A 22800-nucleotide genomic window follows, 5' to 3' on the forward strand; every position below is an offset into this window, starting at 1 on the left:
TTCTCCTCTGTATCCTGCGTCGTTCGCACCGTTTTCCATGCGGCGCGCTGGCTGTTGGTCTTGAGATAGATTAGGACCGGATATCGAATGGTGAGAGTTACAAGTGTGACGGGATTCCGATGGACTCGCTGATCACCGCTGCGGCGCGCGCCCTCGCGACGGGTGATCCCCTCGGCGCATTGAAGCGGGTCGCCCTGCGTGACGATGCGCCTGCGCTCGCGCTGCGCGGCATTGCGATGGCGCAGCTCGGCGATTTCGTTCGAGCAAAGGCTCTCCTCAAAAGTGCTGCGCGCGCCTTCGGCCCGAAAGAGGCCGTGGCCCGCGCGAGGTGCGTCGTCGCCGAAGCCGAGATCGCACTCGTCTCGCGCGACCTGGGCTGGCCGGCGAAGGCACTCGACGCCGCGCGGTCGACGCTTGAAAAGCACGGCGACCACGTCAATGCCGCGCATGCGCTCAATCTCGAGGTCCGGCGCCTGCTCCTGATCGGACGGCTCGACGAGGCCGAGCGCAGGCTCGCCGGGTTCGACCCCACACCGTTCCCACCCGCGTCGAGGGCCGCCCACGAGATGGTGGTTGCGGGAATCGCGATCCGACGCCTCCAGACCAGGGCGGCGCGCGCTGCGCTCGCTCGCGCCGAGCATGCAGCGCGCGAGGCGGATATCCCGGCACTAACGGCAGAGGTCGAAGGCACATCCCTCGTGATGAACACGCCCGCGGCGCGCCTGATCGCGCGTGGCGAGGAGCGCCCGCTTCTGCTTGAAGAGGTCGAAGCGCTGCTGGCGTCGGAGGCGCTCGTCGTGGACGCGTGCCGCAATGTCGTGCGGGGCGCCGGCATGATCGTCTCGCTCGCGACGCGCCCGGTCTTGTTCGCGCTTGCGCGCACGCTGGGCGAAGCCTGGCCCGCAGACGTGCCGAGGAGCACGCTCGTCGCCCGCGCCTTCGGCGGCAAGCACGCCGATGAATCGCATCGCGCCCGGTTGCGAGTCGAAATCGGGCGGCTTCGCGTGGAACTGCGGTCGCTGTCGGATTTGAGCGCGACCAAGCGAGGCTTTGCGCTTAAGCCGCGTCGCGCCCCCGAGATCGTCGTGTTGGCGCCGCCCGTCGAAGAGCAGCATGCGGGGATGCTCGCCTTTCTCGCGGACGGCGAGTCGTGGTCGAGCTCGGCGCTGGCGATTGCGCTCGGAGCCAGCTCGCGCACCGTGCAGCGATCGCTCGAGCAGCTTGCTGCAGCAGGCAAGGTGCAGTCGTTCGGCCGCGGGCGAGCGCGCCGTTGGATGACCCCACCGGTGCCGGGATTCCCGACAATCTTGTTACTCCCCGGTTCACTGTCGGGCTACTAGGATAGAAGCATGGAACGATCTGCAGCCGAAATCCTCCGTGAATATGGACCCTTCCCGGGTGTCGACCAGGTGGCTGGGGTTACGTTCGACGGTCAGCACGTCTGGTTTGCGTCGGGAGACAGGCTGAACGCCTTCGATCCCGCGAGCGGCGAGGCGGTACGCTCGATCGACGTCGCCGCCCACGCAGGAACGGCCTTCGACGGTCAGCACCTGTTCCAGATCGCCGAAGACCGCATCCAGAAGATCGATCCGAAGACCGGCCAGGTGCTGGCCACGATCCCGGCGCCTGGTGGCGGCGGCGACTCGGGGCTCGCCTGGGCCGAAGGGACACTTTGGGTGGGGCAGAATCGCGGTCGCAAAATCCATCAGATCGATCCCCAGACAGGGGCAGTTCTTCGCACAATCGATTCAAACCGTATCGTCACAGGGGTCACCTGGATCGACGGCGAACTCTGGCACGGCACCTGGGAAGGTGACGAGAGCGACATCAGGCGGATAGATCCTGAGACGGGAAAGGTCCTGGAGAAGCTTGATATGCCGCCTGGAACAGGCGTGTCAGGGCTCGAATCCGATGGCGGCGATCAGTTTTTCTGCGGCGGTGGAAACAGCGGCAAGGTGAGAGCCGTCCGCCGGCCCAGGCGAGGCTCCGGCTCCTAAATCCCGATCGACTCAGTGAGCAGAGTGACCGAAGCGGCCCTCGCGGGCGAGCTTCGACGAACCGTCTGCTGGGACCGCCAGCAGGTCGGTTGGCCATCGACATGGCGGACTGGATCGCGGGAGCCCTTGCCCGCCGATTGCATGTCACCGCGCCTCTGCTTTTCATCGCGGTATCGCCGTTCCGCGGCCGTCCTCCGGCTCGCCAAATCAAAACAGTATACATTATAGACTTAAAATATCTTGCCAGGTGATCCAGCCTATGCTCCACTTGGGCCGGGAACATGGCTGACAGGTCAAATTCAGCCGACATATGGCTGCACTTCAAACGGGATGACCGCGAGAGCACAGCCGCAACCATATACGAAATCTTCGCATGGGAAGGCGTGGATGGCGGAAGCGATAGAGTTCAAACGGGTTGGCGAGGGCAATCTGCGTGCCCAGGTCTATCAGCAGGTCCGCTTGACGATACAGCGCGGCGAACTGGCGCCTGGCCAGAAGCTCGTCGATGTCGATATCGCCACCCAACTCGGCATCTCCAGAATGCCTGTCCGCGACGCGTTGATGCAGTTGGTGCATGAAGGCTATCTCGTCGGCACGACACGCGGCTTCACACTGCCTACGCTTACCGCGACGGATGTCGCTGACATCTTCGAGGTCCGCCGCCTGCTCGAACCGCGGGCCGCAGCGCACGCCGCACGCACACTTGACGCCGCTGGCCTCAAGACGCTGGCAGCCGCGCTTCAGGAGGCAGAGGCAGCCGCCGCCGCCGGCGATGCCGCCCTCTTTTTCCAGGCCAATTCGGCATTCAGGAGTTGCTGGCTCGGCGCTGTCGAGAACGATCGCCTTTCCCAAACGATTGCCCGCTTCGCCGACCACGTGCTCGTCGTCCGGTTGAAGACGCTGTCGCACCAGCCGACGCAGGCCGTCATCGTGGCCGGCATGCGCGCAATCTACAAGGCGTTCGCCAAGCGCGACGCCGTCGCGGCTTACGACCGCATGACCCACTTCATTCAGAACGCCGAGGAGCGTTTCATGAAGCTGAGCCCGCCGTTGCAACAGTTCGACGACGAAGCTGCGAGCATTCCGCGCCAGGGAAAATCATGATCAGAAAGCAGCATCCGCTGAAAGGGCCGAACAGATTCAAGCTCGGCGTCTTTTCGATGAATGCCGATGGCGGCCTGGCAATGACCACCGTTCCCGAGCGCTGGCGCGCCCGCTGGGAAGACAACCTCAATTCTGCCTGCATCGCCGATCGGGCCGGCCTGGAGTTTCTGCTGCCGATCGCGCGTTGGCGCGGCTTCGGCGGTCTGACGCATGTGCGGGAGTGGTCGTTCGAGACTTTCACCTGGGCGGCGGGTCTCGCCGTCGCCACGGAGAACATCGGCCTGTTCATGACCGTGCATGTGCCGCTGGTTCATCCGCTGCAGGCTGCAAAAGCGCTGGCGACGGTCGACCACATCTCTAACGGGCGTGCCGGCTTGAACATTGTCTGCGGCTGGAACCCGGACGAGTTCGCCATGTTCGGGCAGACGGTCGGCGACCGGACCTACGATCAGGCCGAAGAATGGATCAACATCATCGAGCGTGCCTACCAGTCCAGGGAGCCGTTCGACTTTGGCGGCGAATTCTATGATCTGAAGGGGGTCGTCAGCCGTCCGCCAAGCCTGCAGGCGCCGCGCCCGGTGACCATGAACGCCGCTTTCGGCGCGCCGGGGCGCAACTATGCGGCGCGCCACTGCGACTACCTCTTTTCTACTTTTTCCGAAATTGCCGATGGCCGCGCGCATGTGGTCGACATCACCAACCGGGCAGCTGAAGTCGGACGCGAGGTCGGCGTCTACACGGTTTGCCATGTCGTCTGCCGGGAGACCCAGCAGGAAGCCGAGGATTATTACCGGCACTACGCGCTTGAATGCGCGGACGAGGGCGCGGTCGACGAGCATATGCGCAAGAAGAAGGAATTCGCGAACTCGCATGACGCAAAAGCCTTCACCGAATATCGGCAAAGGTTCGCCGGCGGTGCTGGAACGTTCCCGCTCATCGGCACACCGGAAAAGATCGTCGACGATCTCACTAAGATCATGGACCAGGGATATTCCGGCGCCGCCCTCACATTCGTCAACTACACCTACGAATTGCCCTTCTTCTGTGACCGCGTGCTGCCGCTGATGCGCCAGGCCGGGCTTCGCGTAAATTGATGCCGGCGGCCGCCATTCCGACGCCATGGGTGCATGGGCACGACGCCATCAATCCGCGCGCCTTCAAGCAGGCAATGCGGGCCGTGGCGGGCTCGGTCGCCATCCTCGCGGCGGAGCATGACGAGATCGGCTTTTGCGGCATCACGGCGACAGCCGTCTGCTCATTCAGCGCCGAGCCGCCTTCGCTGCTGGCCTGCGTCAACCGCGGCAGCACCTTTGCCTCGGCCATTCGCGAAGGCGTGCCCTTTTCCGTCAATCTTCCGGCCGGCGACCAGGAGAATGTTGCGCGTGCCTTTGGCGGCATGACCAAAGCCAAGAGCGTGGCGCGGTTCTCGTCCGGATCATGGGTGCGCGGCGGAACCGGCGCGCCCTTGCTTGTCGGCGCGCGGGCAATGTTCGAGTGCCGGGTAGCCGAAATCATCGTTCGGGCATCGCACATGATCGTCATCGGCATCGTCTCGGGGGTGGCGCTGGATCGCGCTGACCGATCGCCGGTCTTCTACGCGCATGGACGGTTCCTGACGGTAGGAGATGAGGCCAACTAGATGCCGTTCGCGCAGCGGAGCAGCGATCGCAATTTCAGATCGGCCCGATCGCGGGCCCAACATAAGCGAAGTGATCTATCAGAGGGAGTACGGCAATGCGCATTTGGAAGTCCCTTGTTCTGGCTGCACTCATGTCGGGTGTGGCGGGTCTCGCCACGGCCGAAGAAGTTGTCCTCAACGCCGTGCATTTTACGCCTACGCAGAACGGCTACGCACAGAGTTTCCTAAAATTCGTTCAGAAGGTGAACGAAAAAGGCAAGGGCGTGGTTCAGATCAATGTGCGTGGCGGGCCGGAGGTCGTTCCGCCGATTCAGCAGGGTGCGGCGCTCAAGAGCGGCCTGATCGACGTGATCGACACGCCGGCAGGTCAGTTCCTGGAGCTCGTTCCCGAAGGCGAGGTTTTCTCTGCATCGACGAAGACGCCCTGGGAGGTTCGCGAGAATGGCGGCTGGGATTTCATCAGCGGAATTTTCGAGAAGAAGGCCAATGCCCATCTGCTGGCCCACGTCGACGCGGGCTCGGGTTTCAACATCTTCACCATTGACGAACCAAAGCTCAATGATGAAGGCAGCATCGACTGGAGCAGCCTGAAGATACGTTCGTCGCCGCTCTATCGTGATTTCCTCGAATCCCTGGGCGCAACCGTCATCGTGCAAGCGCCGGGAGACGTCTACACCTCGCTTGAGCGCGGCGTCGTCAATGCCAACGCCTATACCGTGTTTGGCTATTCATCGTTCGGCTGGGACAAGTTCACCAAATACCGCGTCGACCCGCAATTCTTCAAAACCGATGTGCTGGTCTCGATCAACAAGGCGAAATGGGATGCGCTGTCGCCCGAGGCGCAGAAGCTGCTTGCCGACACGGCCGTCGAATACGAGCGAGAGAGCTACGACGCCAATCTTGCCGAGTCTGAAAAGCAGGCACAGGCGATGATCGACGGCGGGCAGAAGGTGATCAGCCTGACGGGCGCTGGCCGCGACAAATTCCTGGCGGCTGCCACGCAGGCGAGCTGGGCAAGAATGACCAAACGCGATCCCAGCAACATCGAGCAGTTGAAGAAATTCTTTCAATAGTCCGATAGGAGGGCGCCTTCGTGCGCCCTTTATCAAGGTGGGCATGAGGGCCGTCAGGAATGGACAAGTTGTTTGCAGCGATCGGGAAGCTGAGCCTTGCGCTGGCGGCGGCGGCAAAGGTGGTGCTTGGCCTCATCATTGTCGCGGTGGTCGCCGATGTATGCGTCCGCAATCTGGGCCTGAGACCGCTTGCCTGGGCGGTGTCTGCGACGGAATATGGTCTGCTCTACGCGGCATTTCTGCCGATGCCCTGGCTGGTCCACAGCAAGGGCCATGTCTTCGTCGAGTTCCTGCGCAAGGCTCTGCCTGCACGGGCCCGGGCTGTGCTTGAAAAGCTGGTCTATCTCGCCTGCATCGGCGTCTGCCTCTACCTTGGCAGCGTCGCGCTCTCTTCCCTGATAAGCGCCGTGTCGGGCGGCGAATATGAGACGCGCAGCTTCGACATGCCGAAATGGCTGGTCTTTCTGCCCATCACACTCGCCTTCTACCTCTCGGCGCTGGAATGGCTCAGATATCTGCTGGGCCATGACACGCTGTACACGCTCGATCCTCTGGAAATGGAAGGGCTCTGATCGATGGCCTGGCTGTTTCCATTCGCCGTGCTTGTTGGCGCCATCCTTGTTTTGATGGGCCTTGGGCTGCCGGTCGCCTTCGCGTTCTTCGTCACCAATGTGATCGGGCTGTATTTGTTCTTCGGCGGCTCGATCGGCGTGACGCAGATGATCGCCAACTTCTCCGACGCCGTCTCGACCTATGCGCTCGCCCCGCTGCCGATGTTCCTCGTCATGGGCAGCCTCTTCTTCCGCTCCGGTCTTGGCGAGAAAGTCATCTACGCGCTCGACCTGTGCATCGGCAATCTGCGGGGACGTCTTGCCTATGTCGTGCTCGCCGCCGGCACGATCTTTTCTGCGCTGTCAGGCTCGAGCCTCGCCAACACCGGCATGATGGGCTCGCTGATGGTGCCCGAGATGCTGAAGCGGGGCTACAAGCCGCACATGGCCTACGGACCGGTGCTTGGTGCCGGAAGCCTTGCGGTCATCATCCCGCCATCCTCGCTGGCTGTCTTGCTCGGCTCGCTGGCCCAGATCGACGTTGGCGCGCTGCTCATAGCAGGGGCTCTGCCTGGGCTGCTTCTCGTCGTCATGTACGCGATGCTGATCTTCGCACAGACGAAGATCGACCCTGACGCCGCTCCGCACTATCCGGTGCCCGCCGTTCGTGCGGCCGAGAAGGTGAGGGCGGTTGCCGTCAACATCATTCCGATGAGCGTCATCGTGTTCATGGTGGTCGGCACGATCATCCTTGGAATAGCGACGCCGACGGAGTCGGCAGGGCTCGGATGTGCCGCCGTCTTCGCGTTGTTGTTTGTATATCGAAGGTTCAGCTGGTCGGTTGTCTGGAAGTCGCTGGACGATGCGATGAAGGTCACGGGCATGACCTTCCTGATCATCTCGGCTTCGACGACGTTCTCGCAGATATTCGCCTTCTCCGGCGCGTCGAACGGCTTTATCCAGTTCATCGTGGGCTACGATCTTGGACCGTATTCCATGCTGCTCATGATGGTGCTGGTCATCCTGCTGCTCGGCATGTTCATGGATCAGGTCTCGATGATGCTGATTACGCTGCCGATCTTCCTGCCGATCGCCCAGCAATTCGGGTATGATCCCGTGTGGTTCGGGCTGATCCTGCTGCTCGCTTACGAGGTCGGCTTCACCACGCCGCCGTTTGGTCTGCTGCTGTTCATCATGATCGGCGTTGCACCGAAAGGCACGTCGCTCAAAACGGTTGCCATGTCCGCGGCGCCCTACATCGCGCTGACCCTCCTGCTGATCCTGCTGATTGTCCTCTTTCCGCAGATCGCCCTCTTCCTTCCGAATTTGATCTAGCCGAACTCGATCCAGCAGGTGTCTGCATGCGCTTTGCCTATCTTGCTTTCTTCCACGATGACCGTCAGGCAAACCCGGCCATCGCCGATGAAGACGTCGACGCTGTGCGGCGTGTGATCGCGACAACGCCGGGTCTAGCGCTTGCAAACATCTATCTGCCCGAAGTGGCGACGGACATGTTCAACAAGGATGGGCCACCGCCGGTCTTTGGCTTCCAGCTCTATTTCGACGAGCTGGCGGACATGGAGGCGGCGCTCGCGCCGTCCGGCCATCTGCAGGCGCTCACCGCACCGGCCGTGCTGTCGAGCATCGCCGGTTCGAGGCCGACGCAGCAGGCTATGTGCGTGCGTCCGTTCCCCGTCGATGAAGCTGGCGTCAGGACGTCTGGACTGCCCTGCAGCTATCTTGTCCACTATCCCGGGCCGGCCGAAGACATGAATGCCTGGCTCTACCACTATGTGACGCATCATCCGCAATTGATGCGGGGCTTCCCCGGCATTCGCCACATCGAGGTTCTGTCGCGGCTGGATTGGTGCGGCTCGCTGCCCTGGCTGCGGGTCGACCATATGCAGCGCAATCGGGTCATGTTCGACAGTCCAGCAGCGCTGACGCACGCACTGCAATCGCCGGCGCGGCTGGAGATGCGCGCCGACTACAAGACCTTCCCGCCGTTTTCAGGCGGCAGCCTGCACTTTCCGATGTCGACGGAAGCGGTGCATCCTTTGCCGCGGATCACCGCCAAGTAACCGCGAACTGTTTTTCGCCGATGCCAAAAATCTCTGGAGATTTCATGTACGACTTTCGGAAAAAATGTGTCTCTCTCGATCGCCTCATCGGTACCTTCTGCGCCATCCCGCATCCGGTGGCGGTCGAAGTGGCGGCTGCAAGCGGGGTCGATTTCCTGTGCATCGACTGGGAGCACTCGCAGATCGGTCGCGAGCGGCTTGAAGATCTGATCCGCGCCGCCGACGTTCACAAGGTTCCCGCGATGGTGCGTGTGCCCGGCCACACGCCGGAGTGGATCGCGGCCGCGCTCGACGCCGGTGCGTCAGGCGTCCTGGTGCCGCGCGTCTCCACGGCCGAGCAAGCGCGCATGGCGGTCATGGCCTGCCGTTACCCGCCTGTCGGCGCACGCGGCGTCGGTCCGGGCCGGGCCGCCGGTTATGGGTACAGGATTCCGGACTACCTCCAGTCGGCCAACGATGTCCTGACGGTCGCGATCCAGGTCGAGACGGCCGAAGGCCTCGCCAACATCGACGACATTGTCCAGGTCGACGGTGTCGACGTGATCTTCATTGGCCCCGGCGACCTGTCGGTCTCGATCGACGCCATGGGGCCGGCCGGTCAGGACAAGCTCAATGCCGCGATTGTCAGGATCGCGGCTGCGGCGCGCGCGGCACGCAAGGCCGTCGGCATCTTTCGCCCCTCGGCAGACGATATCGGCAAATGGTCGAAGCACGGCATCAGCTTCTACATGCTGGCCAGCGACACGATGTTTCTTGGCGCCGGCCTTGCCGCCGGTGCGGCCTCTGCGCGCAGCGCCTGATAGCAAGAGATTGGCATGAAGATAATCAAGACCGACGGCGTGTTGTCAGTCGAGGCAGAGCAGCTGCGCTATCTCGACGGCTTGAACGCCGAGTTTATCGAAAAGACGCTTCTCACAGAGGATGCCCTGATCGAGCAGTGCCGTGACGCCGATGCATTGATGATATTACGGGAGCCGATCACGGCTCGCGTGCTGGCCGAACTGAAGCACCTCAAGGTTGTCGGACGGTTCGGCGTAGGGCTCGACTCGATCGATATCGAGGCCGCCAGCCGTGCCGGTGTTCAGGTAACCTATGTGCCGGACGCCAACCTGGTGGAGGTCAGCACACATGCGATGGCGCTGATCCTGGCCCTGACGCGCAGGCTGAAACAGTTCGACAGCGCAGTCCGCGCCGGCCGCTGGGCCGCAATGACCGACGGCGCCGGCATCACGCGGCCGGACAGGCAGATCCTTGGCCTGATCGGCTTCGGCCAGATCGGACGTCTGACCGCCGAGCGGGCACGGGCCTTCGGCTACCATATCATCGCCTACGACCCATACATGCCGGCAGAGCGCATTACGGCCGGCGGTGCTGAACCGGTCGGTTTCGATGAGCTGCTCGCCAGGGCCGACATTGTCTCGCTGCACGTTCCAGCGACACCGGAAACCAGAAACATCATGTCGGCTGATGCCCTGTCGCGCATGAAGCAAGGGGCGATGCTCATCAACGTGTCCCGTGGCGGCCTGGTCGACGAGGTCGCGTTGGCGGATTTGATCCGGCGTCGCCATTTGGCAGGCGCCGGCATCGACACATTCGAGCAGGAGCCGCCTTCGCCCGACAATCCGCTGCTGGCGCTGGACACCGTCCTGGTCAGTCCACACGCGGCGCACTACTCGACCCAGTCCTACGCCGAGGTCCGCAACAAGGTGTTTGCCGATGTCGCATCGGTCCTGCGCGGCGGCAAGCCGGTCTATCCGGTCAACCGGATATGACTCCTCGCGGCTGCAAATAGCTTAGCCCCGCTTGGGCTTGTCGCGGCGCTCGACGATGTAGATGTGGTCGGCCGCCAGGACCACATCGCCATGCTGGTTGATCACCTCGCAGCGCTCGATGATCCGGCCCGAATCCGGTCGTTTCGGGTCGTCTTCTTTGGCCGAGATGGTGGTGCGGGTCTTGATCGTATCGCCGATGAACACCGGCTTGATGAAGCGCAACCTGTCATAGCCGTAGGAGAAGGCGACCGGGTTGATGACGCTTGCCGTCAGCCCGACCCCGACCGAGAAGACCAGCGTGCCATGGGCGATGCGCTGGCCGAACGGCGTCGTCTTCATGAACTCGGCGTCCATGTGGTGAGGGAAGAAATCGCCGGTATGGCCGGCATGGACGACAAAGTCGGTCTCGGTGATGGTGCGTCCGCTGGTCATGCGCGACGAGCCGATCTGGTAGTCCTCGAAATAGATCGTCTGCTCCATATCAGGGCCTCTCCGCGATCGGTGTTGCCGGCGCCGCGCTCGATTGGTAGGCGGCTTCGACCAGCGCCATGGTGTTCCAGCCGTCCTCGACGGAACTGACAAGCTCGGCGTCCTCGCCTGATGCGTAGCGCTGAACATTGGCCATGCGGCCGACAAAGGCGTCCGGAAACCATTCGCCGACGAGCGGCACCGTGACCCAGTCGGAGCCGCCCTTCGGATAGATTTCAAGGATGTCAGGCTCGCCGCGCGGATAGTCGAGATTGAGTCCGAGTTTGAGATAAGCGGCGCCCTCGGTGCCGCAGATGCGGAACTCGCAGGCCTGGTGCCGGCGGCCAAATTTATGATCGTGATTGATCGACAGCGCGCAGCGCACCGCGTCGCCGTAGTCGAGGATGGCACTGGTGCGCGTTTGCGCAACCTTGTGGCCGGGATGGCCGAGCGTCTTGGCGTGAACGCCCCGGGGATCGCCGAGCAATTGCCGGATCAGGTCGAGATAATGGATCGAATGCATGGCGATCTCGACGCGCGGCGCCTTCAGCAGGAACTCCCAGAGTTGCCAGGGCGTTGCCAGGGCCAGCCAAGCGTCGAAATCGACCACGTCGCCAAGCCAGCCCTTGGCGATCGCATCCTTCAGCGCCAGCATCATCGGCGCGAAACGGAGCTGGAAATTCACCGCAGCCTTCAGATCTTTGGAGCGGCAGATTTCAAGGATTTCGGTGGCCTCGGTAAGATCGCTGCCCATCGGCTTCTGGATCAGCGCTACGGCGCCGTCGGGCAACGCCCTGAGCACGCCGGCATGATGAGCCGGCGGCGTCGCCAGATCGAAGACGACATCCTCGATCGCCGCGGCTTCCTCGACCGACCGGTAAGCGGTGACGCCCCATTTTGCCGCGAGTTCTTCCGCCTTGTCGTGATCGGGATCGAAGAGTCCGGCGACCGGAAAGCCGGCTTTCGCATAGGCCGGGAAATGCGCATCGCCGACGATCGAGCCGGCGCCGAAAATCACGATCGGTCTCGGCTTCGATGGCTGCGCCCAGGCCTGGGCGAGCGAGGCAGGATCGAAAACGCCATCAGTCATGATGGAAGACTTCGTCCATCGAGGCCCACCATTCGCCGTCCTTGCGTGTCGGCAGCGGCTCCTGGCAAGGCATGCACAGCGCCCACCATTCCTGCGTCTTGGGATCGGCGGCCATTTTCGCCATGTCGGCGGCATAGTCGGTGCCGTGATATTCGAAAGTGCTGAACAACAGGTGCTCCGGCTCCTTGAGGTAGATCGAATAATTCTTGATGTTGCAGGCGGAGATCATGGCCAGCACATCGGGCCAGACGGCTGCGTGAAGCCGCACATACTCTGCGACCTTTTCCGGCTTGAGGCCGAGCACCATTCCCATCCGCTGCATGTCCGGCTCCCTATTTCGTTATGTCGGTCGTGAATTCCGCAATGCTCTTCGCTTTGACCGCGTCCCAATCCCAGTCGATGCCGATGCCGGGCTCGTCCGGCGCCAATGCGTGCCCGTTCTCGATGCGCATTTTCTTGCCGGTCAGATCGTCAAGCTGGGGAATATACTCGACATATCGGCCGTTCTGAACCGCGCAGGTCAGGCTGACATGCAGTTCCATCAGGAAATGCGGGCAGACCGGGATATCGAACGCCTCGGCCGCATGCGCCACCTTCAGCCAGGGCGTGATGCCGCCGATGCGGCCGACATCGACCTGCACGATCGAGCAGCCGCCTTTTTGCATATATTCGCGGAAATGCCGGATCGAATAGAGCGACTCGCCTATGGCAATCGGCGTCGACGTCGCATTCGACAGCCGCACATGGCCGTCTATGTCGTCTGCCGGCAGCGGCTCCTCGATCCAGGCGAGGTCGAGGTCGCGCAGCCGCTCCGCCCGACGGATCGCCTCGTCGACCGAAAAGCCCTGGTTGCAGTCGGTCATGATCTCGTAAGCATCGCCGACTGCCTGGCGCACCGCACCAAGCCTGGCAAGATCCTCGGAGCCGTGCGGCCTGCCGATCTTGACCTTGGAGCCGCGAAAACCCTTTGCCTTGGCGGCCAGCGCGTCCTCGACCAGCGCCTCGGTCTCGATATGCAGCCAGCCGCCTTCGGTCGTGTAGAGCGGGCAGCGGTCCTTGGCGCCGCCGGCCAGCTTCCACAGCGGTAGCCCCTGTTTCTTCGCCCGCAGGTCCCAAAGCGCGGTATCGATAGCCGCCAGCGCGATTGCCGTTATGGCGCCGATCGTCGTGGCGTGGGTGGCGAATTCGAGCTCGTGCCAGATCGCCTCGATCATGTCTGCATCGCGCCCGATCAGCCGCGGCGCAAGGTGATCGGCCAACAGCCGCATCACCGAGGAGCCGCCGGTGCCGATCGTGTAGCTGTAGCCGGTGCCGACCGCACCGTCGGCATCGGTGATTGTGACGATCGGCGTTTCCTGGCTGACAAAACTCTGGATCGCATCGGTGCGCTTGACCTTCGGCACCAGGTCGACCATGCGCAGTTCGACTTTCTCGATCTTGGCCATGACGTCAACCTCGCAATGTCTTGCCGGTATCGGCAGAAAACAGATGGGCCTGCGACAGGTCCAGGCTCATTTTCACCCGGTCGCCGGCCTTCAGCGGTTTCGGATTGAGCATGCGGGATACCCAGTCACTGCCGTTGAATTCGGCGAACACCAGCGTCTCGTTGCCGAGCGGCTCGGTGACGGTCACCGGCAATTCCAACTGGTGGACATCGGCGTCCTCGCCGGAACTGATGCCGTGTCCCGTCGGATAGATATCGTCGGGCCTCAAGCCGAACACCACTTTGTCGCCGGTTCCGACATTGGCTTTGAACTGGCTGGGCAGAGGCAGTCTCTCGCCACTGGCGAACAGCAGCTGTTCGTCGTCGATCGCTGCCTCATGCAGATTCATCGGCGGCGAGCCGATGAAGCCCGCCACGAAGCGCGTCTGGGGCCGGCGGAAGACCTCGTCGGGGGTGCCGACCTGCTCGATGAAACCGTCGCGCATGATGACGATGCGGTCGGCGAGCGTCATCGCCTCGACCTGGTCATGGGTGACGTAGATCACCGTCGATTTGACCTTGGCGTGCAGCTTCTTGATCTCGGTGCGCATCTGCGTCCGAAGCTTGGCGTCGAGATTGGAAAGCGGCTCGTCGAACAGGAAGACGTCGGGATCGCGCACGATGGCGCGACCCATGGCGACGCGTTGGCGCTGTCCGCCCGACAGCTGTGACGGGCGGCGGTTAAGCAATTGGTCGAGGCCGAGAATGCCTGATGCCTCGGCGACACGGCGGTCCATTTCCTCTTTCGCCGCGCCAGCGATCTTCAGCGAGAAGCCGAGGTTTTCGCGCACGGTCATGTGCGGGTAGAGCGCATAGGACTGGAACACCATCGAGATGTTGCGCGAACGCGGCGGCAGATCGTTGACCATGCGGCCGCCGATCTCGATGACGCCGTCGCTGATCGCCTCGAGGCCGGCGATCATGCGTAGGGTTGTCGACTTGCCGCAGCCGGACGGACCGACCAGCGCGATGAACTCGCGGTCGGCGACCTCGAGGTCGATGCCGTGCACGACCGCCACCGGGCCGTAGTTTTTGGTGAGTTTCTTCAGGGATACGGTTGCCATGTCAGCCTTTCACCGCGCCGGAGGTGAGACCGCCGACGAGATGTTTCTGGACGATGAAGGTAAGCGTGAGCGCCGGTATGATCATCACGACGGCCAGCGCGCACATGCCGCGCCAGTCGATGGTGAACTCGGCCGTATAGTCGAGCAGGCCGACCGGCAGCGTCTTGGAGTTGATCGAGCGCGTCAGCTGCGAGGCCAGCGCGAACTCGTTCCACGAGGTGAGGAAGGCAAAGATGCCGGCTGAGGCGATGCCAGGCCCGGCAAGCGGAAACTCGACCTGCCAGAAGGCCTGCCAGCGCGTGCAGCCGTCGATCTGCGCCGCCTCGGCGAGGTCTTTCGGGACCTGGCGGAAAAAACCGTCGATCAGCCAGATGGTGAAGGGCACGTTAAGCGCGACATAGACCAGGATCAGGCCGAAATGCGTGTCGATTATGCCGAGCCGTGCAAAGACGAAGAACAGCGGCAGCGACAGCGCGATGCCGGGCACCGTGCGTGTCAGCATCAGGCCGAGGAACATCGCCGACTTGGCACGGAAGCGGTAACGGGCAAAGGCATAGCCGCCGGCCATGCCGATGGCGATCGCGATCACCGTCGAGGTCACCGAGATGATCAGCGAATTGCGGAAATAGTCGAGCACCGGGATGCCGCCCTTGCCGACACCGCTGAACATGGCGACGTAGGCATCGAGTGAGAGCTCCTTCGGGATCCACACCGGCGGCTTGGCCATGATCTCGACAGTCGGCCGCAGCGACGACAGCACGATCCAGATGCCAGGCAGGCAGATGACCAACATGGCCAGGAACAATCCGATGCCGTGAGCGATGCCGAGCGCCTTGTTGCGGACGCGATGCAGGCTGTTCTGGTCCATCCTCACCACTCCGCCGCGATCTGCGTGCGCGCCGCGGCGAGCTTGCGGTAGAAATAAACGGTGAACAGGATCGAAAGCAGGATCGAGAAATAGGCCATGGCGTTGGCCATGCCCATCCTGGCGTCGCTGTAAGCGGTGCGGGCAACGAGCGTCCAGACGAGCTCGGTGCGGCCGGCGGGACCGCCGTCGGTCATGATCTTGACGATGTCATAGGCGCGCGCGACGTCGAGCGAGCGGATGGTCATTGCGATGAAGGCAAACGGCATGATGAACGGCCAGGTGACATAGCGGAATGTCTGCCATGGCGTGCAGCCGTCGACGCGGGCCGCCTCGACCGGCTCGCGCGGCATCGCCAGCAACCCGGCAAGGATCAGGATCGCGAACACGGAAGTCGACGACCAGATCTCGGCGGTGAGGATGGCAATAAAGGCGAGATTGCCGTCGATCAGCCACGGGATGGCGCGGTCGGTCAGGCCGAGCGCCTGCAAGGCGTTGTTCACCAGGCCGATATTGTCGTTGAACATGAATTTGAACTGGAAGCCGACCAGGATCGGCGAAAACATCATCGGAAACATCATGATGGTGCGCAGGATACGTTGTCCGCGCGACGCCTTCTCCACCAGCAGCGCCAGCCCCAGCCCGATCAGCATTTCCAGGTTGAGCGCGACCGTCAGCAGCACCACGGTGCGGGCGAAGGCAATCCAGAAATCCCCGTTGCTCAGGATGTTGACATAGTTGCGCGCGCCGATGAAGACCCAGAGTGTCTCCGGCTTGGTCAGCCGGAACGGCGTGAAGCTGGAGTAGAGCGAAAGCAGCAGCGGCAAGACCACCACCGCCGCCAGCACGATGACCGCCGGAAGCAGGAGCAGCAATGGCGGCGAGGGTCTCCAGCCTTTCATGTCGATCCGGTTCTGGTTGGTGCCCGGACACCGAAGGCCGCCATCGGCGAGCTGGGATCAAGACAAAGCGTGTTGCGCATGGTTCAAAAAAAGTCGGGGCGCCGCTCTTCGATGAGCGCAGCGCCCCGTGGAAAGATGTCAAAGTTTGCCAGCGTCTTCGAGGATCTGGGTGGCCTTGGCGGCAGCGTCGTCCAGCGCCTGCTTGGAGGTCTTGTCGCCGAGGATGGCCGCCTGCAACTCGGGATAGACGGCGTTGGAAATTTCGATCCATTCAGGTGTCTGCGGTACGGCGAATGCGTGTTTCGCTTGTTCCTGGAAAGCCGCCAGCACTTCCGTCTTGTAAGGATCGCCGGCCGCTTGCTGGATGTCCCAGTCCCACACCGCGGTGCGGGTCGGCAGTGGTCCGCTTGCTGCTTCAAGCTTCTGGCTGTCCTCGTTGGTCAGGAACCACACCAGCGACGCCGCAGCTTCCTTGCTGGCGCAGTTTTCGGTGACCGAAAATCCATGATGCCCCGACCAGCCGGTGCGAATGCCAGCCGAACCTTTCGGCGCCACCTTTACCCCGACATTGCCGGCGACCTTCGATGACTTCGGATCGTTGAAGAACCCTGCCCAGCCCGGCCAGTCGAGGTTGATGGCAACCGTGCCCGAGGCAAAGCCCTGGCCGAGATCGTCCCAGAGATAGTTGGTGGTGCCGGCCGGCACCGCCTTGGCCTTGTAGAGATTGACGAACCAGTCGAGCGCCTGCACGCCGGCCTCCGAGTCGAAGGCGGGCTTGCCGTCCTTGTCGAGATACTCGCCGCCCTCGGCGATGAGCATCTCGTAGAAGCGGCCGTTGATCGCCTCTTCCTTGCCAGCGAACTGGGTGCCGTAGAAATCCGGCGGGCTGGCGAAGAATTCCGCCTGCTGGGCGACCTCGTCCCAGGTGTCGGGCGGCACCAGTTCCGCGCCATACTTGGCCTTGTAGGCGGCCTTCTTGGCCTCGTCCTGATAAAGGCTTTTCTGGTAGTAGAGCGCGGAGACGTCGAACTGCGCACGCGGCAGCATCGCCAGCTTTCCGTCGAGCGTCGAGGCCTTGATCGTCGACGGCACGAAGGCGGCGACTTCCTCCTTGGGCAGCAGCGCGTTGAGATCGGTGTAGATATCAGGATATTGCGGCGCGAAGGACGAATGGTTCGAGCCGACGCACCAGTTGATGCTGCCGGACGCGATGTCCGACTTGATTTCCTTGTCGAGTTCGAAGTGGTTCTTCTTCGAGATCACGTTGACCTTGGCGCCGGTCAGCTTTTCCCATTCGCCGATGCGCGCGTAGAGCCCTTCATATTGCTGACCGCCAATCAGCTTGGCGTCGATGGTGACGCCGTCGAACTTGCCGGGCAGTTCGGCAGCAAAAGCAGCGCCCGCGCCAAGCGCAAGCAGCGCCACGCCGGCCGACAGGCCGTAAAACAATCTGGTCATTTGGTTCCTCCCAACGGCCTGCGTCGGCGAACTCGTATCGATCCGATCTGCAGCGCTTCATTCATATACAAACAAAACATTTATGTAGTCGTCAAGTTGAAAGTTCTTTCCGGATGCGGGCCATTGTGCGTATATGAAAGCCGAAATTCACTGGGGAGCGATTATGGCGGAGGACGAGGACGATGACCGATATCGTGCCCCGGCGCTGGACAAGGGGCTCGACATTCTCGAGCTTCTGGCCGGCGTCGACGGTGGCTTGACGCAAGCGGAAATCGCCAAGAAGCTCGACCGCAGCCCCAACGAGTTCTACCGCATGCTGGACCGGCTGGTGCGACGGGGCTACGTCACGCGGCCCGACGGCGATCGTTATTCGCTGACGCTCAAGCTGTTTGGCCTGGCGCAGTTGCACGCGCCGGTGCGACGGCTGGTTTCCTACGCGACGCCGCTGATGCGCGAGCTAGCCGAAACCTCGCAGCAGGCAAACCAGCTCGTCGTCTTCGACCGCGGTTCCGCGGTAGTGATCGCGCAGCAGGAGGCGCCGGACTATTGGGGCATCTCGATCCGCGTCGGCTCGCATATCAGCCTGTTCGATACCGGATCGGGACATGTGCTGCTGGCCTTCCGCTCGCCGGAAGAGCGGCAGATGATGATCTCCGAACATCTGCGCAGCACCGACAGGCCGCCTCAGTCACCGGAGTTCTTCGCCCGCCTCGACCAGGTCCGCGAGCGCGGCTATGAGATGATGGCGTCGCTGCAGACCGCCGGCGTGTTCAATCTGACGGCACCCGTTCTTGGCTCTGACGGTAGGGCAATCGCGGCGCTGTCGATCCCCTATATAACGCTGGTCAATGCCCCAAAGGCGCCCGACATCACTAGGACAATCGAATTGCTGCGGGCGGCGAGCGAAAAACTCTCGCAACTGGCGGGGTCGGCCGTCAACTCGAAGTGAATTCTTATTTGAATGAAGAATTTCTCCGTGAGATGATCCTGGAACGCCAGAGGAGGAGCGCGCCGTCATGATCTTCGATACCCATCTGCACCTGATCGACCAGTCGGTGCTGCGCTATCCCTGGCTCTCCGGCGTGCCGGCGCTCAACCGCGATTTTTCCCACGACGAATATGCAGTCCAGGCTCGCCGTGCCGGCATAGAGGGTGCGTTGCATATGGAGGTCGATGTCGATCCCGCCGACATCGAGGCCGAGACCGGTCATGTGAAAGCGCTGTCACAACAGAGGGCTAGTCTGCTGCGCGGGGCAATCGCCTCCTGCCGACCGGAAGAGCCTGGCTTTGCCGCTTATCTCGAGCGCCAGCGCGCCAATCCCTTCGTCAAGGGTTTTCGCCGTGTCCTCCACGTCATGCCGGATGAGCTTTCGGAGGCCGCGCTGTTTCGCGAGAACATCAAGCGGCTTGCCGGCACCGGCCTGACCTTCGATCTCGTCGTTCTGCCGCATCAAATCCCAAGAGCGATCGCACTCGCCGATCTCGCGCCGGATGTGCAGTTCGTGCTCGACCATTGCGGCGTGCCCGACATCAAAGGGGATGGTGAGCACCCGTGGCGCGAGCATATGACGGAGATCGCGCGGCGTCCGAACGTCGTCGGCAAGATCTCCGGCGTGGTCGCCTATGCGGATGCCGGTTCATGGACCGTCGATACCCTGCGCCCCTATGTCGAGCACACCATCAAATGCTTCGGCTGGGACCGCGTCGTGTGGGGCAGCGACTGGCCGGTCTGCACGCTTGGCGGCGGGCTGGCGACCTGGGTTGCAGCGACGCATGCGCTGCTTGGCGGCGCAAGCGCCGAGGAACGGCAAAAGCTGCTCTCCGCCAACACGAAGCGGCTGTGGAGTTTGTAAGCCGCCTCAGATTGTCGCCGATACGTGCCGCTCGCGACCGTAAAGCGAAACCAGCAGCACGATGACCAGACCAAGTGCAGCCTGCACGGTTGAGGGCCGGAAGCCAAGGCCGATCAGCAGCGTGTTGATCTCCGTCAGCACCAGCACGCCGGCGATGGTGCCGAAATAATTGCCGCGGCCGCCGACAAGGGCGGCGCCCCCGACCACGACCGCCGCGATGGTCTGGAACAGATAGGGCTGGCCGACATCGCCATAGGCCGAACCGGTGAAGCCGAGCAGCAGCACGCCAGCCGCGGCAGCAAAGAAAGCGCTTGCCGCGTAGGTCACCGTCCACATGCGGACCGGATCGATCAGCGCCAGCGGGGCTGCACCGGGGTTGCTGCCAAGCGCGTAAAGGCGGCGGCCGTAGGCCGTGCGCGCCAGCACCAGCGCCACCAGCAAGGTCAGCACCGCGACGCAGGGCACCAGCGCCGGCACCGGCAGCGGTCCGACCGAACCGCCGATCGAGACGAAGGCGGAAACAGCTGCAGGCGCCGATCCGGACGGAAAGCCGCCGGTCCACAACAGCACGGCGCCTTGCACGATCATGCCGACGCCGAGCGTGACGATCAGCGGGTGGATGTCGAGCCCGCGCGAGATCAGGCCGTTCAGCGCCCCGATCAGTATGGCGAGCACGCCAACGATCACGCAGACAAAAGCAAAATTCCAGCCGGCGCCGTAGAGCTGTGCCGCAACGACATTGGCGAAGCCGATGATGAAGGGGATCGACAGGTCGATGCCGCCGAGAATGACCACGAGCGTTTGGCCGATCGATGCCACCGCCAGCAGCGAAGCGATGACCAGCAGCGCACGGATGGCGAACGGCGCGGAATACCCCGGGATGAGCAGCGTGCCGACAATCTGCAAGGCGGCAGCGACCGCAAAGGCGCCGGCGACGCGGGCATTGGTGGACTGAAACCAGGTCTGGCTCATGCTTCTCAGCCTTTCCGTCCGGAGAGCCGTTCCTGCAGCGCCGTCATGATGACCGCTACAACCAGAATGACGCCATAGGCGATCTGCAGCACATAGGTGGAGACGTTGAAGGCGGTCAGCACGCTCTGCAGCAGGAAGATATCGATGGCGCCAATCGCGGCGCCCAGAAGACCGCCGCGTCCGCCGGCAAGGCTGACGCCGCCGAGCGCCACCGCAGCGATGGCGATCAACGTGTAGGTCGGTCCGATGTTGGGATCGGCCGAACCGATCAGCGCCGTCAGCATCAGGCCCGCGCAGGCGGCGAGAATGCCGGTCATGACATAGGCGATGAAACGAACTTTGGTGACCGGAACGCCGGCCGTGTAAGCAGCGCGGTCGTCGCTGCCCACCGCCATCAGCTGGTCGTAGTAGGGGGTCTGCCGCACCAGCCACCAGAACAGGAAGATAAGCGCCAGCGGCAGAGCCGACCAGGGCCCGGCCATCGCCTTCAGCCAGCCCGGCGCCGGGCCGATCGGCGCCGGCAGGATGGTCAGCGTCATCCCGGTCAGGATCAGATAGGTGCCAAGCGTCGCGACGATCGGCTGGATGCGAACGACGGTCGCCAGAAAGCCGTTGGCCGCCCCGACGATCGCGCCGATCAATAGCGCCGCCGGCACGATGACCAGCGGCGAAGTCATGCCGAGCTTGAGAAACAGCAGCTGGATGACGATCGCATTGACGAAGCCCATCAGCGGCCCGACGGAAATGTCGATGCCGCCACGCCCGGCCAGGATGACTGGAGCCGAGGCAAGTGCTGCGCCGATCAATGGCGCGGCGAGCCCGATCAGCGCGCCCCAGGCGGAAGGATGGAAGCGTGTCGGATTGAGCAGCAGATTGACCGCGATCAGGATGACCAGCAGCACGGTCGCGAAGCCCGCGCCACGCCATCGCTCCGCCATGCGCCGTAACCCGCTCATGCCGCGCGTCCGAACATGGCGGCGATCACCGTATCGCTTTTCATCTCGTCTCCGGTGATTTCAGCCGCCACCTGCTGTTCGCGGAAAACCAGCACGCGATGGCAAAGCAGGAGGATCTCTTCGATCTCGCTCGACAGGATGACCAGAGCCATGCCGTCCGCCGCCAGTCCCCGGAAGACATCGTAGAGGACATGGCGCGTCGCCACGTCGACACCGCGCGTCGGGTCGTTGAGCAGCAGGATCGCCGGCTCCAGCGCCAGTGCCCTAGCCAGCAGCACTTTCTGCTGGTTGCCGCCGGACAGCGTGGTGATCGAGGCATCCGGCCGCGGCGCGACGATGGAGAGCTTGTCCCGGTAACTCTCGTAGCGCCGCCGCCGTGCGGCGAAGCTGAGCAGGCCGAAACGCATGTCACGCGACAGTGTCGAGACGGCAAAATTGTCGAGCACCGATTGGGTCGGAAAGATGCCGGTGGAGCGCCGGTCGCGCGGCAAATAGGCGATGCCGCTGGCGACCGCCTTGCGGAAGCTGGTGATCGCGCGGGCTTCGATGGTCACATCGCCGGCGGCCGGCCGTTCCAGCCCGGCCAGCACTTTCAGGAACCGCTCTTGTCCATGGCCGTCGAGGCCGGCAAGACCGACAATCTCGCCCGGCGCAATGGTCTGTGTCACGGGGCTTGCGCCCGGCGCGATCACCAGGCTGCGCACCGAAAGGGTAGCGCGATCAGCCATGCGCCAGCTCCGCCGCCGTGCGTGGCGCCATCGCCTTGAGAAGCTCGGAGGCGGTGGACGTGCCGCGTTCCTCGGTCGTCACCACGCTGCCGCCGCGCAGGACGGAAATCCGATCGGAAAGCGTCATCACCTCGTCCATGCGATGGGTGATGAACAGGATCAGGCAACCTTCGGAGGCAAGCTTGCGCATCATGGCGAAAACCGCCTCGCGGTCGGCGAAGTCGAGCGCCGCCGTCACCTCGTCGAGAATGAGAATGCGCGGGTTGCGAACCACGGCGCGGGCAAGCACCACAAGCTGCTGAACGGCCAGCGGCAATTGCCCGGCCAACTGGTCGAGCGGGATCTCGGTAACCGCGAATTGTTTCAGCACCGCTTGCGCGCGCTGGTGCCGCTCGGCGCGCGGCACGGTGCGCGTCAGCAAGCCATCGAGGCCGAGCAGGATGTTGTCCGTCACTGAACGGTCAGGTGCGATCAGCACTTCCTGGAACACGGTGGCGAAACCGGCGGCCTGGAACGCCGCCGGTCCGAAGCCGGCAAAGGGCGACCCATTGAGCAGGATCGTGCCGCTGTCCGGCTGGACAATTCCCGACAGCAGCTTGACCAGGGTGCTCTTGCCCGAACCGTTCTCGCCCAGGATGGTGTGGATCGTGCCGGCGCGGAACGCGATGGAGGCATTCGCGAGAGCGACCGTTTCGCCATAGCGTTTCGAGACACCCTGGACTTCCAGCATGAGGGATTCCTGAT

25 protein-coding genes are annotated in these 22800 nt (G+C 63.1%); 13 read left to right on the forward strand and 12 right to left on the reverse strand.

Going from position 1 to position 22800, the window contains the following annotated elements; translation table 11 throughout:
• Positions 1-119 precede the first annotated feature (119 nt).
• The 11 genes from EOB36_RS02725 (at position 120) to EOB36_RS02775 (ending at position 10217) form a co-directional block, all read left to right on the forward strand.
• Positions 120-1340, forward strand: a complete 1221-nt coding sequence (locus EOB36_RS02725; RefSeq protein ID WP_128284232.1) for a helix-turn-helix domain-containing protein — start codon at positions 120-122, stop codon at positions 1338-1340.
• Between the two features lie 9 nt (positions 1341-1349).
• The gene (locus EOB36_RS02730; protein WP_128241239.1) at positions 1350-1997 is read left to right on the forward strand and encodes a PQQ-binding-like beta-propeller repeat protein; all 648 of its coding nucleotides are present in this window, start codon (positions 1350-1352) and stop codon (positions 1995-1997) included.
• 387 nt (positions 1998-2384) lie between these two features.
• Entirely contained in the window at positions 2385-3101 is a 717-nt protein-coding gene (locus EOB36_RS02735) for a GntR family transcriptional regulator (RefSeq protein ID WP_164897432.1), read from the forward strand.
• Positions 3101-4195 carry an LLM class flavin-dependent oxidoreductase gene (locus EOB36_RS02740; RefSeq protein WP_127205677.1) on the forward strand — a complete coding sequence of 365 codons (1095 nt, stop codon included), beginning with the start codon at positions 3101-3103 and terminating at the stop codon, positions 4193-4195. Before EOB36_RS02735 ends, EOB36_RS02740 begins: the two co-directional genes overlap by 1 nt.
• Positions 4195-4740 (forward strand): flavin reductase family protein, encoded by a 546-nt coding sequence (locus EOB36_RS02745; RefSeq protein WP_128284233.1) that lies wholly within the window; start codon positions 4195-4197, stop codon positions 4738-4740. The genes EOB36_RS02740 and EOB36_RS02745 overlap by 1 nt, the downstream gene beginning before the upstream one ends.
• 95 nt (positions 4741-4835) lie before the next feature.
• Complete coding sequence (gene dctP, locus EOB36_RS02750; RefSeq protein WP_127289455.1) at positions 4836-5813, forward strand: TRAP transporter substrate-binding protein DctP; 978 nt, start codon at positions 4836-4838, stop codon at positions 5811-5813.
• Positions 5814-5872: 59 nt separating this feature from the next.
• The gene (locus tag EOB36_RS02755) at positions 5873-6385 is read left to right on the forward strand and encodes a TRAP transporter small permease (protein ID WP_126103513.1); all 513 of its coding nucleotides are present in this window, start codon (positions 5873-5875) and stop codon (positions 6383-6385) included.
• 3 nt (positions 6386-6388) lie between these two features.
• Positions 6389-7699: a TRAP transporter large permease subunit gene (locus EOB36_RS02760; RefSeq protein ID WP_127289457.1), complete on the forward strand. Its 1311-nt coding sequence runs from the start codon at positions 6389-6391 to the stop codon at positions 7697-7699.
• Between the two features lie 26 nt (positions 7700-7725).
• Complete coding sequence (locus EOB36_RS02765) at positions 7726-8445, forward strand: hypothetical protein (RefSeq protein WP_164897433.1); 720 nt, start codon at positions 7726-7728, stop codon at positions 8443-8445.
• A 44-nt stretch (positions 8446-8489) separates the two neighbouring features.
• On the forward strand, positions 8490-9245 hold the full coding sequence (locus EOB36_RS02770; RefSeq protein ID WP_128284234.1) for an aldolase/citrate lyase family protein: 756 nt from the start codon (positions 8490-8492) through the stop codon (positions 9243-9245).
• Between the two features lie 15 nt (positions 9246-9260).
• Positions 9261-10217, forward strand: a complete 957-nt coding sequence (locus EOB36_RS02775) for a C-terminal binding protein (protein ID WP_128284235.1) — start codon at positions 9261-9263, stop codon at positions 10215-10217.
• Between the two features lie 21 nt (positions 10218-10238).
• On the opposite strand, the gene EOB36_RS02780 is transcribed toward EOB36_RS02775, so the two are convergent.
• The 8 genes from EOB36_RS02780 to EOB36_RS02815 all read right to left on the reverse strand — a co-directional run bounded on the left by EOB36_RS02780 (position 10239) and on the right by EOB36_RS02815 (position 17547).
• Positions 10239-10697, reverse strand: a complete 459-nt coding sequence (locus EOB36_RS02780; RefSeq protein ID WP_128284236.1) for a MaoC/PaaZ C-terminal domain-containing protein — start codon at positions 10695-10697, stop codon at positions 10239-10241.
• A 1-nt stretch (position 10698) separates the two neighbouring features.
• The gene (locus EOB36_RS02785) at positions 10699-11775 is read right to left on the reverse strand and encodes a Gfo/Idh/MocA family oxidoreductase (protein WP_128284237.1); all 1077 of its coding nucleotides are present in this window, start codon (positions 11773-11775) and stop codon (positions 10699-10701) included.
• Positions 11768-12097 carry an L-rhamnose mutarotase gene (locus tag EOB36_RS02790; RefSeq protein WP_128241231.1) on the reverse strand — a complete coding sequence of 110 codons (330 nt, stop codon included), beginning with the start codon at positions 12095-12097 and terminating at the stop codon, positions 11768-11770. The genes EOB36_RS02785 and EOB36_RS02790 overlap by 8 nt, the downstream gene beginning before the upstream one ends.
• A 10-nt stretch (positions 12098-12107) precedes the next feature.
• On the reverse strand, positions 12108-13220 hold the full coding sequence (locus tag EOB36_RS02795) for a mandelate racemase/muconate lactonizing enzyme family protein (protein WP_128284238.1): 1113 nt from the start codon (positions 13218-13220) through the stop codon (positions 12108-12110).
• 4 nt (positions 13221-13224) lie between these two features.
• Entirely contained in the window at positions 13225-14322 is a 1098-nt protein-coding gene (gene ugpC, locus EOB36_RS02800) for a sn-glycerol-3-phosphate ABC transporter ATP-binding protein UgpC (protein WP_128284239.1), read from the reverse strand.
• Position 14323: 1 nt separating this feature from the next.
• On the reverse strand, positions 14324-15190 hold the full coding sequence (locus EOB36_RS02805) for a carbohydrate ABC transporter permease (protein ID WP_128284240.1): 867 nt from the start codon (positions 15188-15190) through the stop codon (positions 14324-14326).
• A 2-nt stretch (positions 15191-15192) separates the two neighbouring features.
• Positions 15193-16089, reverse strand: a complete 897-nt coding sequence (locus tag EOB36_RS02810) for a sugar ABC transporter permease (RefSeq protein ID WP_127206511.1) — start codon at positions 16087-16089, stop codon at positions 15193-15195.
• 138 nt (positions 16090-16227) lie between these two features.
• A complete protein-coding gene (locus EOB36_RS02815) occupies positions 16228-17547 on the reverse strand; it encodes a sugar ABC transporter substrate-binding protein (protein WP_128284241.1) in 1320 nt (439 codons plus the stop codon).
• Between the two features lie 163 nt (positions 17548-17710).
• Between EOB36_RS02815 and EOB36_RS02820 the strand changes: the two genes are divergently transcribed.
• Together EOB36_RS02820 and EOB36_RS02825 are read left to right on the forward strand one after the other, a co-directional pair.
• The gene (locus EOB36_RS02820; RefSeq protein ID WP_126103502.1) at positions 17711-18496 is read left to right on the forward strand and encodes an IclR family transcriptional regulator; all 786 of its coding nucleotides are present in this window, start codon (positions 17711-17713) and stop codon (positions 18494-18496) included.
• Between the two features lie 67 nt (positions 18497-18563).
• Entirely contained in the window at positions 18564-19400 is an 837-nt protein-coding gene (locus EOB36_RS02825; protein ID WP_128284242.1) for an amidohydrolase, read from the forward strand.
• Positions 19401-19406: 6 nt separating this feature from the next.
• Here the strand turns inward: EOB36_RS02825 and EOB36_RS02830 are convergent, their stop codons facing one another.
• The 4 genes from EOB36_RS02830 to EOB36_RS02845 are packed head-to-tail and all read right to left on the reverse strand — an operon-like array spanning position 19407 to position 22786.
• The gene (locus tag EOB36_RS02830; RefSeq protein WP_126103500.1) at positions 19407-20372 is read right to left on the reverse strand and encodes an ABC transporter permease; all 966 of its coding nucleotides are present in this window, start codon (positions 20370-20372) and stop codon (positions 19407-19409) included.
• A gap of 5 nt (positions 20373-20377) precedes the next feature.
• Positions 20378-21328 carry an ABC transporter permease gene (locus tag EOB36_RS02835; protein ID WP_126103499.1) on the reverse strand — a complete coding sequence of 317 codons (951 nt, stop codon included), beginning with the start codon at positions 21326-21328 and terminating at the stop codon, positions 20378-20380.
• A complete protein-coding gene (locus EOB36_RS02840) occupies positions 21325-22056 on the reverse strand; it encodes an ATP-binding cassette domain-containing protein (protein WP_128284243.1) in 732 nt (243 codons plus the stop codon). Before EOB36_RS02840 ends, EOB36_RS02835 begins: the two co-directional genes overlap by 4 nt.
• On the reverse strand, positions 22049-22786 hold the full coding sequence (locus EOB36_RS02845; RefSeq protein ID WP_095484000.1) for an ATP-binding cassette domain-containing protein: 738 nt from the start codon (positions 22784-22786) through the stop codon (positions 22049-22051). Before EOB36_RS02845 ends, EOB36_RS02840 begins: the two co-directional genes overlap by 8 nt.
• Positions 22787-22800 lie beyond the last annotated feature (14 nt).

Source organism: Mesorhizobium sp. M6A.T.Cr.TU.017.01.1.1 (assembly GCF_004023115.1).
Taxonomy (GTDB): domain Bacteria; phylum Pseudomonadota; class Alphaproteobacteria; order Rhizobiales; family Rhizobiaceae; genus Mesorhizobium; species Mesorhizobium mediterraneum.

What these genes read in the sequence shown, in the direction of transcription:
- EOB36_RS02725 (WP_128284232.1), top strand. Translation starts at nt 120, where the DNA reads ATGGACTCGCTGATCACCGCTGCGGCGCGCGCCCTCGCGACGGGTGAT.
- EOB36_RS02730 (WP_128241239.1), top strand. Translation starts at nt 1,350, where the DNA reads ATGGAACGATCTGCAGCCGAAATCCTCCGTGAATATGGACCCTTCCCG.
- EOB36_RS02735 (WP_164897432.1), top strand. Translation starts at nt 2,385, where the DNA reads ATGGCGGAAGCGATAGAGTTCAAACGGGTTGGCGAGGGCAATCTGCGT.
- EOB36_RS02745 (WP_128284233.1), top strand. Translation starts at nt 4,195, where the DNA reads ATGCCGGCGGCCGCCATTCCGACGCCATGGGTGCATGGGCACGACGCC.
- dctP (WP_127289455.1), top strand. Translation starts at nt 4,836, where the DNA reads ATGCGCATTTGGAAGTCCCTTGTTCTGGCTGCACTCATGTCGGGTGTG.
- EOB36_RS02755 (WP_126103513.1), top strand. Translation starts at nt 5,873, where the DNA reads ATGGACAAGTTGTTTGCAGCGATCGGGAAGCTGAGCCTTGCGCTGGCG.
- EOB36_RS02760 (WP_127289457.1), top strand. Translation starts at nt 6,389, where the DNA reads ATGGCCTGGCTGTTTCCATTCGCCGTGCTTGTTGGCGCCATCCTTGTT.
- EOB36_RS02765 (WP_164897433.1), top strand. Translation starts at nt 7,726, where the DNA reads ATGCGCTTTGCCTATCTTGCTTTCTTCCACGATGACCGTCAGGCAAAC.
- EOB36_RS02770 (WP_128284234.1), top strand. Translation starts at nt 8,490, where the DNA reads ATGTACGACTTTCGGAAAAAATGTGTCTCTCTCGATCGCCTCATCGGT.
- EOB36_RS02775 (WP_128284235.1), top strand. Translation starts at nt 9,261, where the DNA reads ATGAAGATAATCAAGACCGACGGCGTGTTGTCAGTCGAGGCAGAGCAG.
- EOB36_RS02780 (WP_128284236.1), bottom strand. Translation starts at nt 10,697, where the DNA reads ATGGAGCAGACGATCTATTTCGAGGACTACCAGATCGGCTCGTCGCGC.
- EOB36_RS02785 (WP_128284237.1), bottom strand. Translation starts at nt 11,775, where the DNA reads ATGACTGATGGCGTTTTCGATCCTGCCTCGCTCGCCCAGGCCTGGGCG.
- EOB36_RS02790 (WP_128241231.1), bottom strand. Translation starts at nt 12,097, where the DNA reads ATGCAGCGGATGGGAATGGTGCTCGGCCTCAAGCCGGAAAAGGTCGCA.
- EOB36_RS02795 (WP_128284238.1), bottom strand. Translation starts at nt 13,220, where the DNA reads ATGGCCAAGATCGAGAAAGTCGAACTGCGCATGGTCGACCTGGTGCCG.
- ugpC (WP_128284239.1), bottom strand. Translation starts at nt 14,322, where the DNA reads ATGGCAACCGTATCCCTGAAGAAACTCACCAAAAACTACGGCCCGGTG.
- EOB36_RS02805 (WP_128284240.1), bottom strand. Translation starts at nt 15,190, where the DNA reads ATGGACCAGAACAGCCTGCATCGCGTCCGCAACAAGGCGCTCGGCATC.
- EOB36_RS02810 (WP_127206511.1), bottom strand. Translation starts at nt 16,089, where the DNA reads ATGAAAGGCTGGAGACCCTCGCCGCCATTGCTGCTCCTGCTTCCGGCG.
- EOB36_RS02815 (WP_128284241.1), bottom strand. Translation starts at nt 17,547, where the DNA reads ATGACCAGATTGTTTTACGGCCTGTCGGCCGGCGTGGCGCTGCTTGCG.
- EOB36_RS02820 (WP_126103502.1), top strand. Translation starts at nt 17,711, where the DNA reads ATGGCGGAGGACGAGGACGATGACCGATATCGTGCCCCGGCGCTGGAC.
- EOB36_RS02825 (WP_128284242.1), top strand. Translation starts at nt 18,564, where the DNA reads ATGATCTTCGATACCCATCTGCACCTGATCGACCAGTCGGTGCTGCGC.
- EOB36_RS02830 (WP_126103500.1), bottom strand. Translation starts at nt 20,372, where the DNA reads ATGAGCCAGACCTGGTTTCAGTCCACCAATGCCCGCGTCGCCGGCGCC.
- EOB36_RS02835 (WP_126103499.1), bottom strand. Translation starts at nt 21,328, where the DNA reads ATGAGCGGGTTACGGCGCATGGCGGAGCGATGGCGTGGCGCGGGCTTC.
- EOB36_RS02840 (WP_128284243.1), bottom strand. Translation starts at nt 22,056, where the DNA reads ATGGCTGATCGCGCTACCCTTTCGGTGCGCAGCCTGGTGATCGCGCCG.
- EOB36_RS02845 (WP_095484000.1), bottom strand. Translation starts at nt 22,786, where the DNA reads ATGCTGGAAGTCCAGGGTGTCTCGAAACGCTATGGCGAAACGGTCGCT.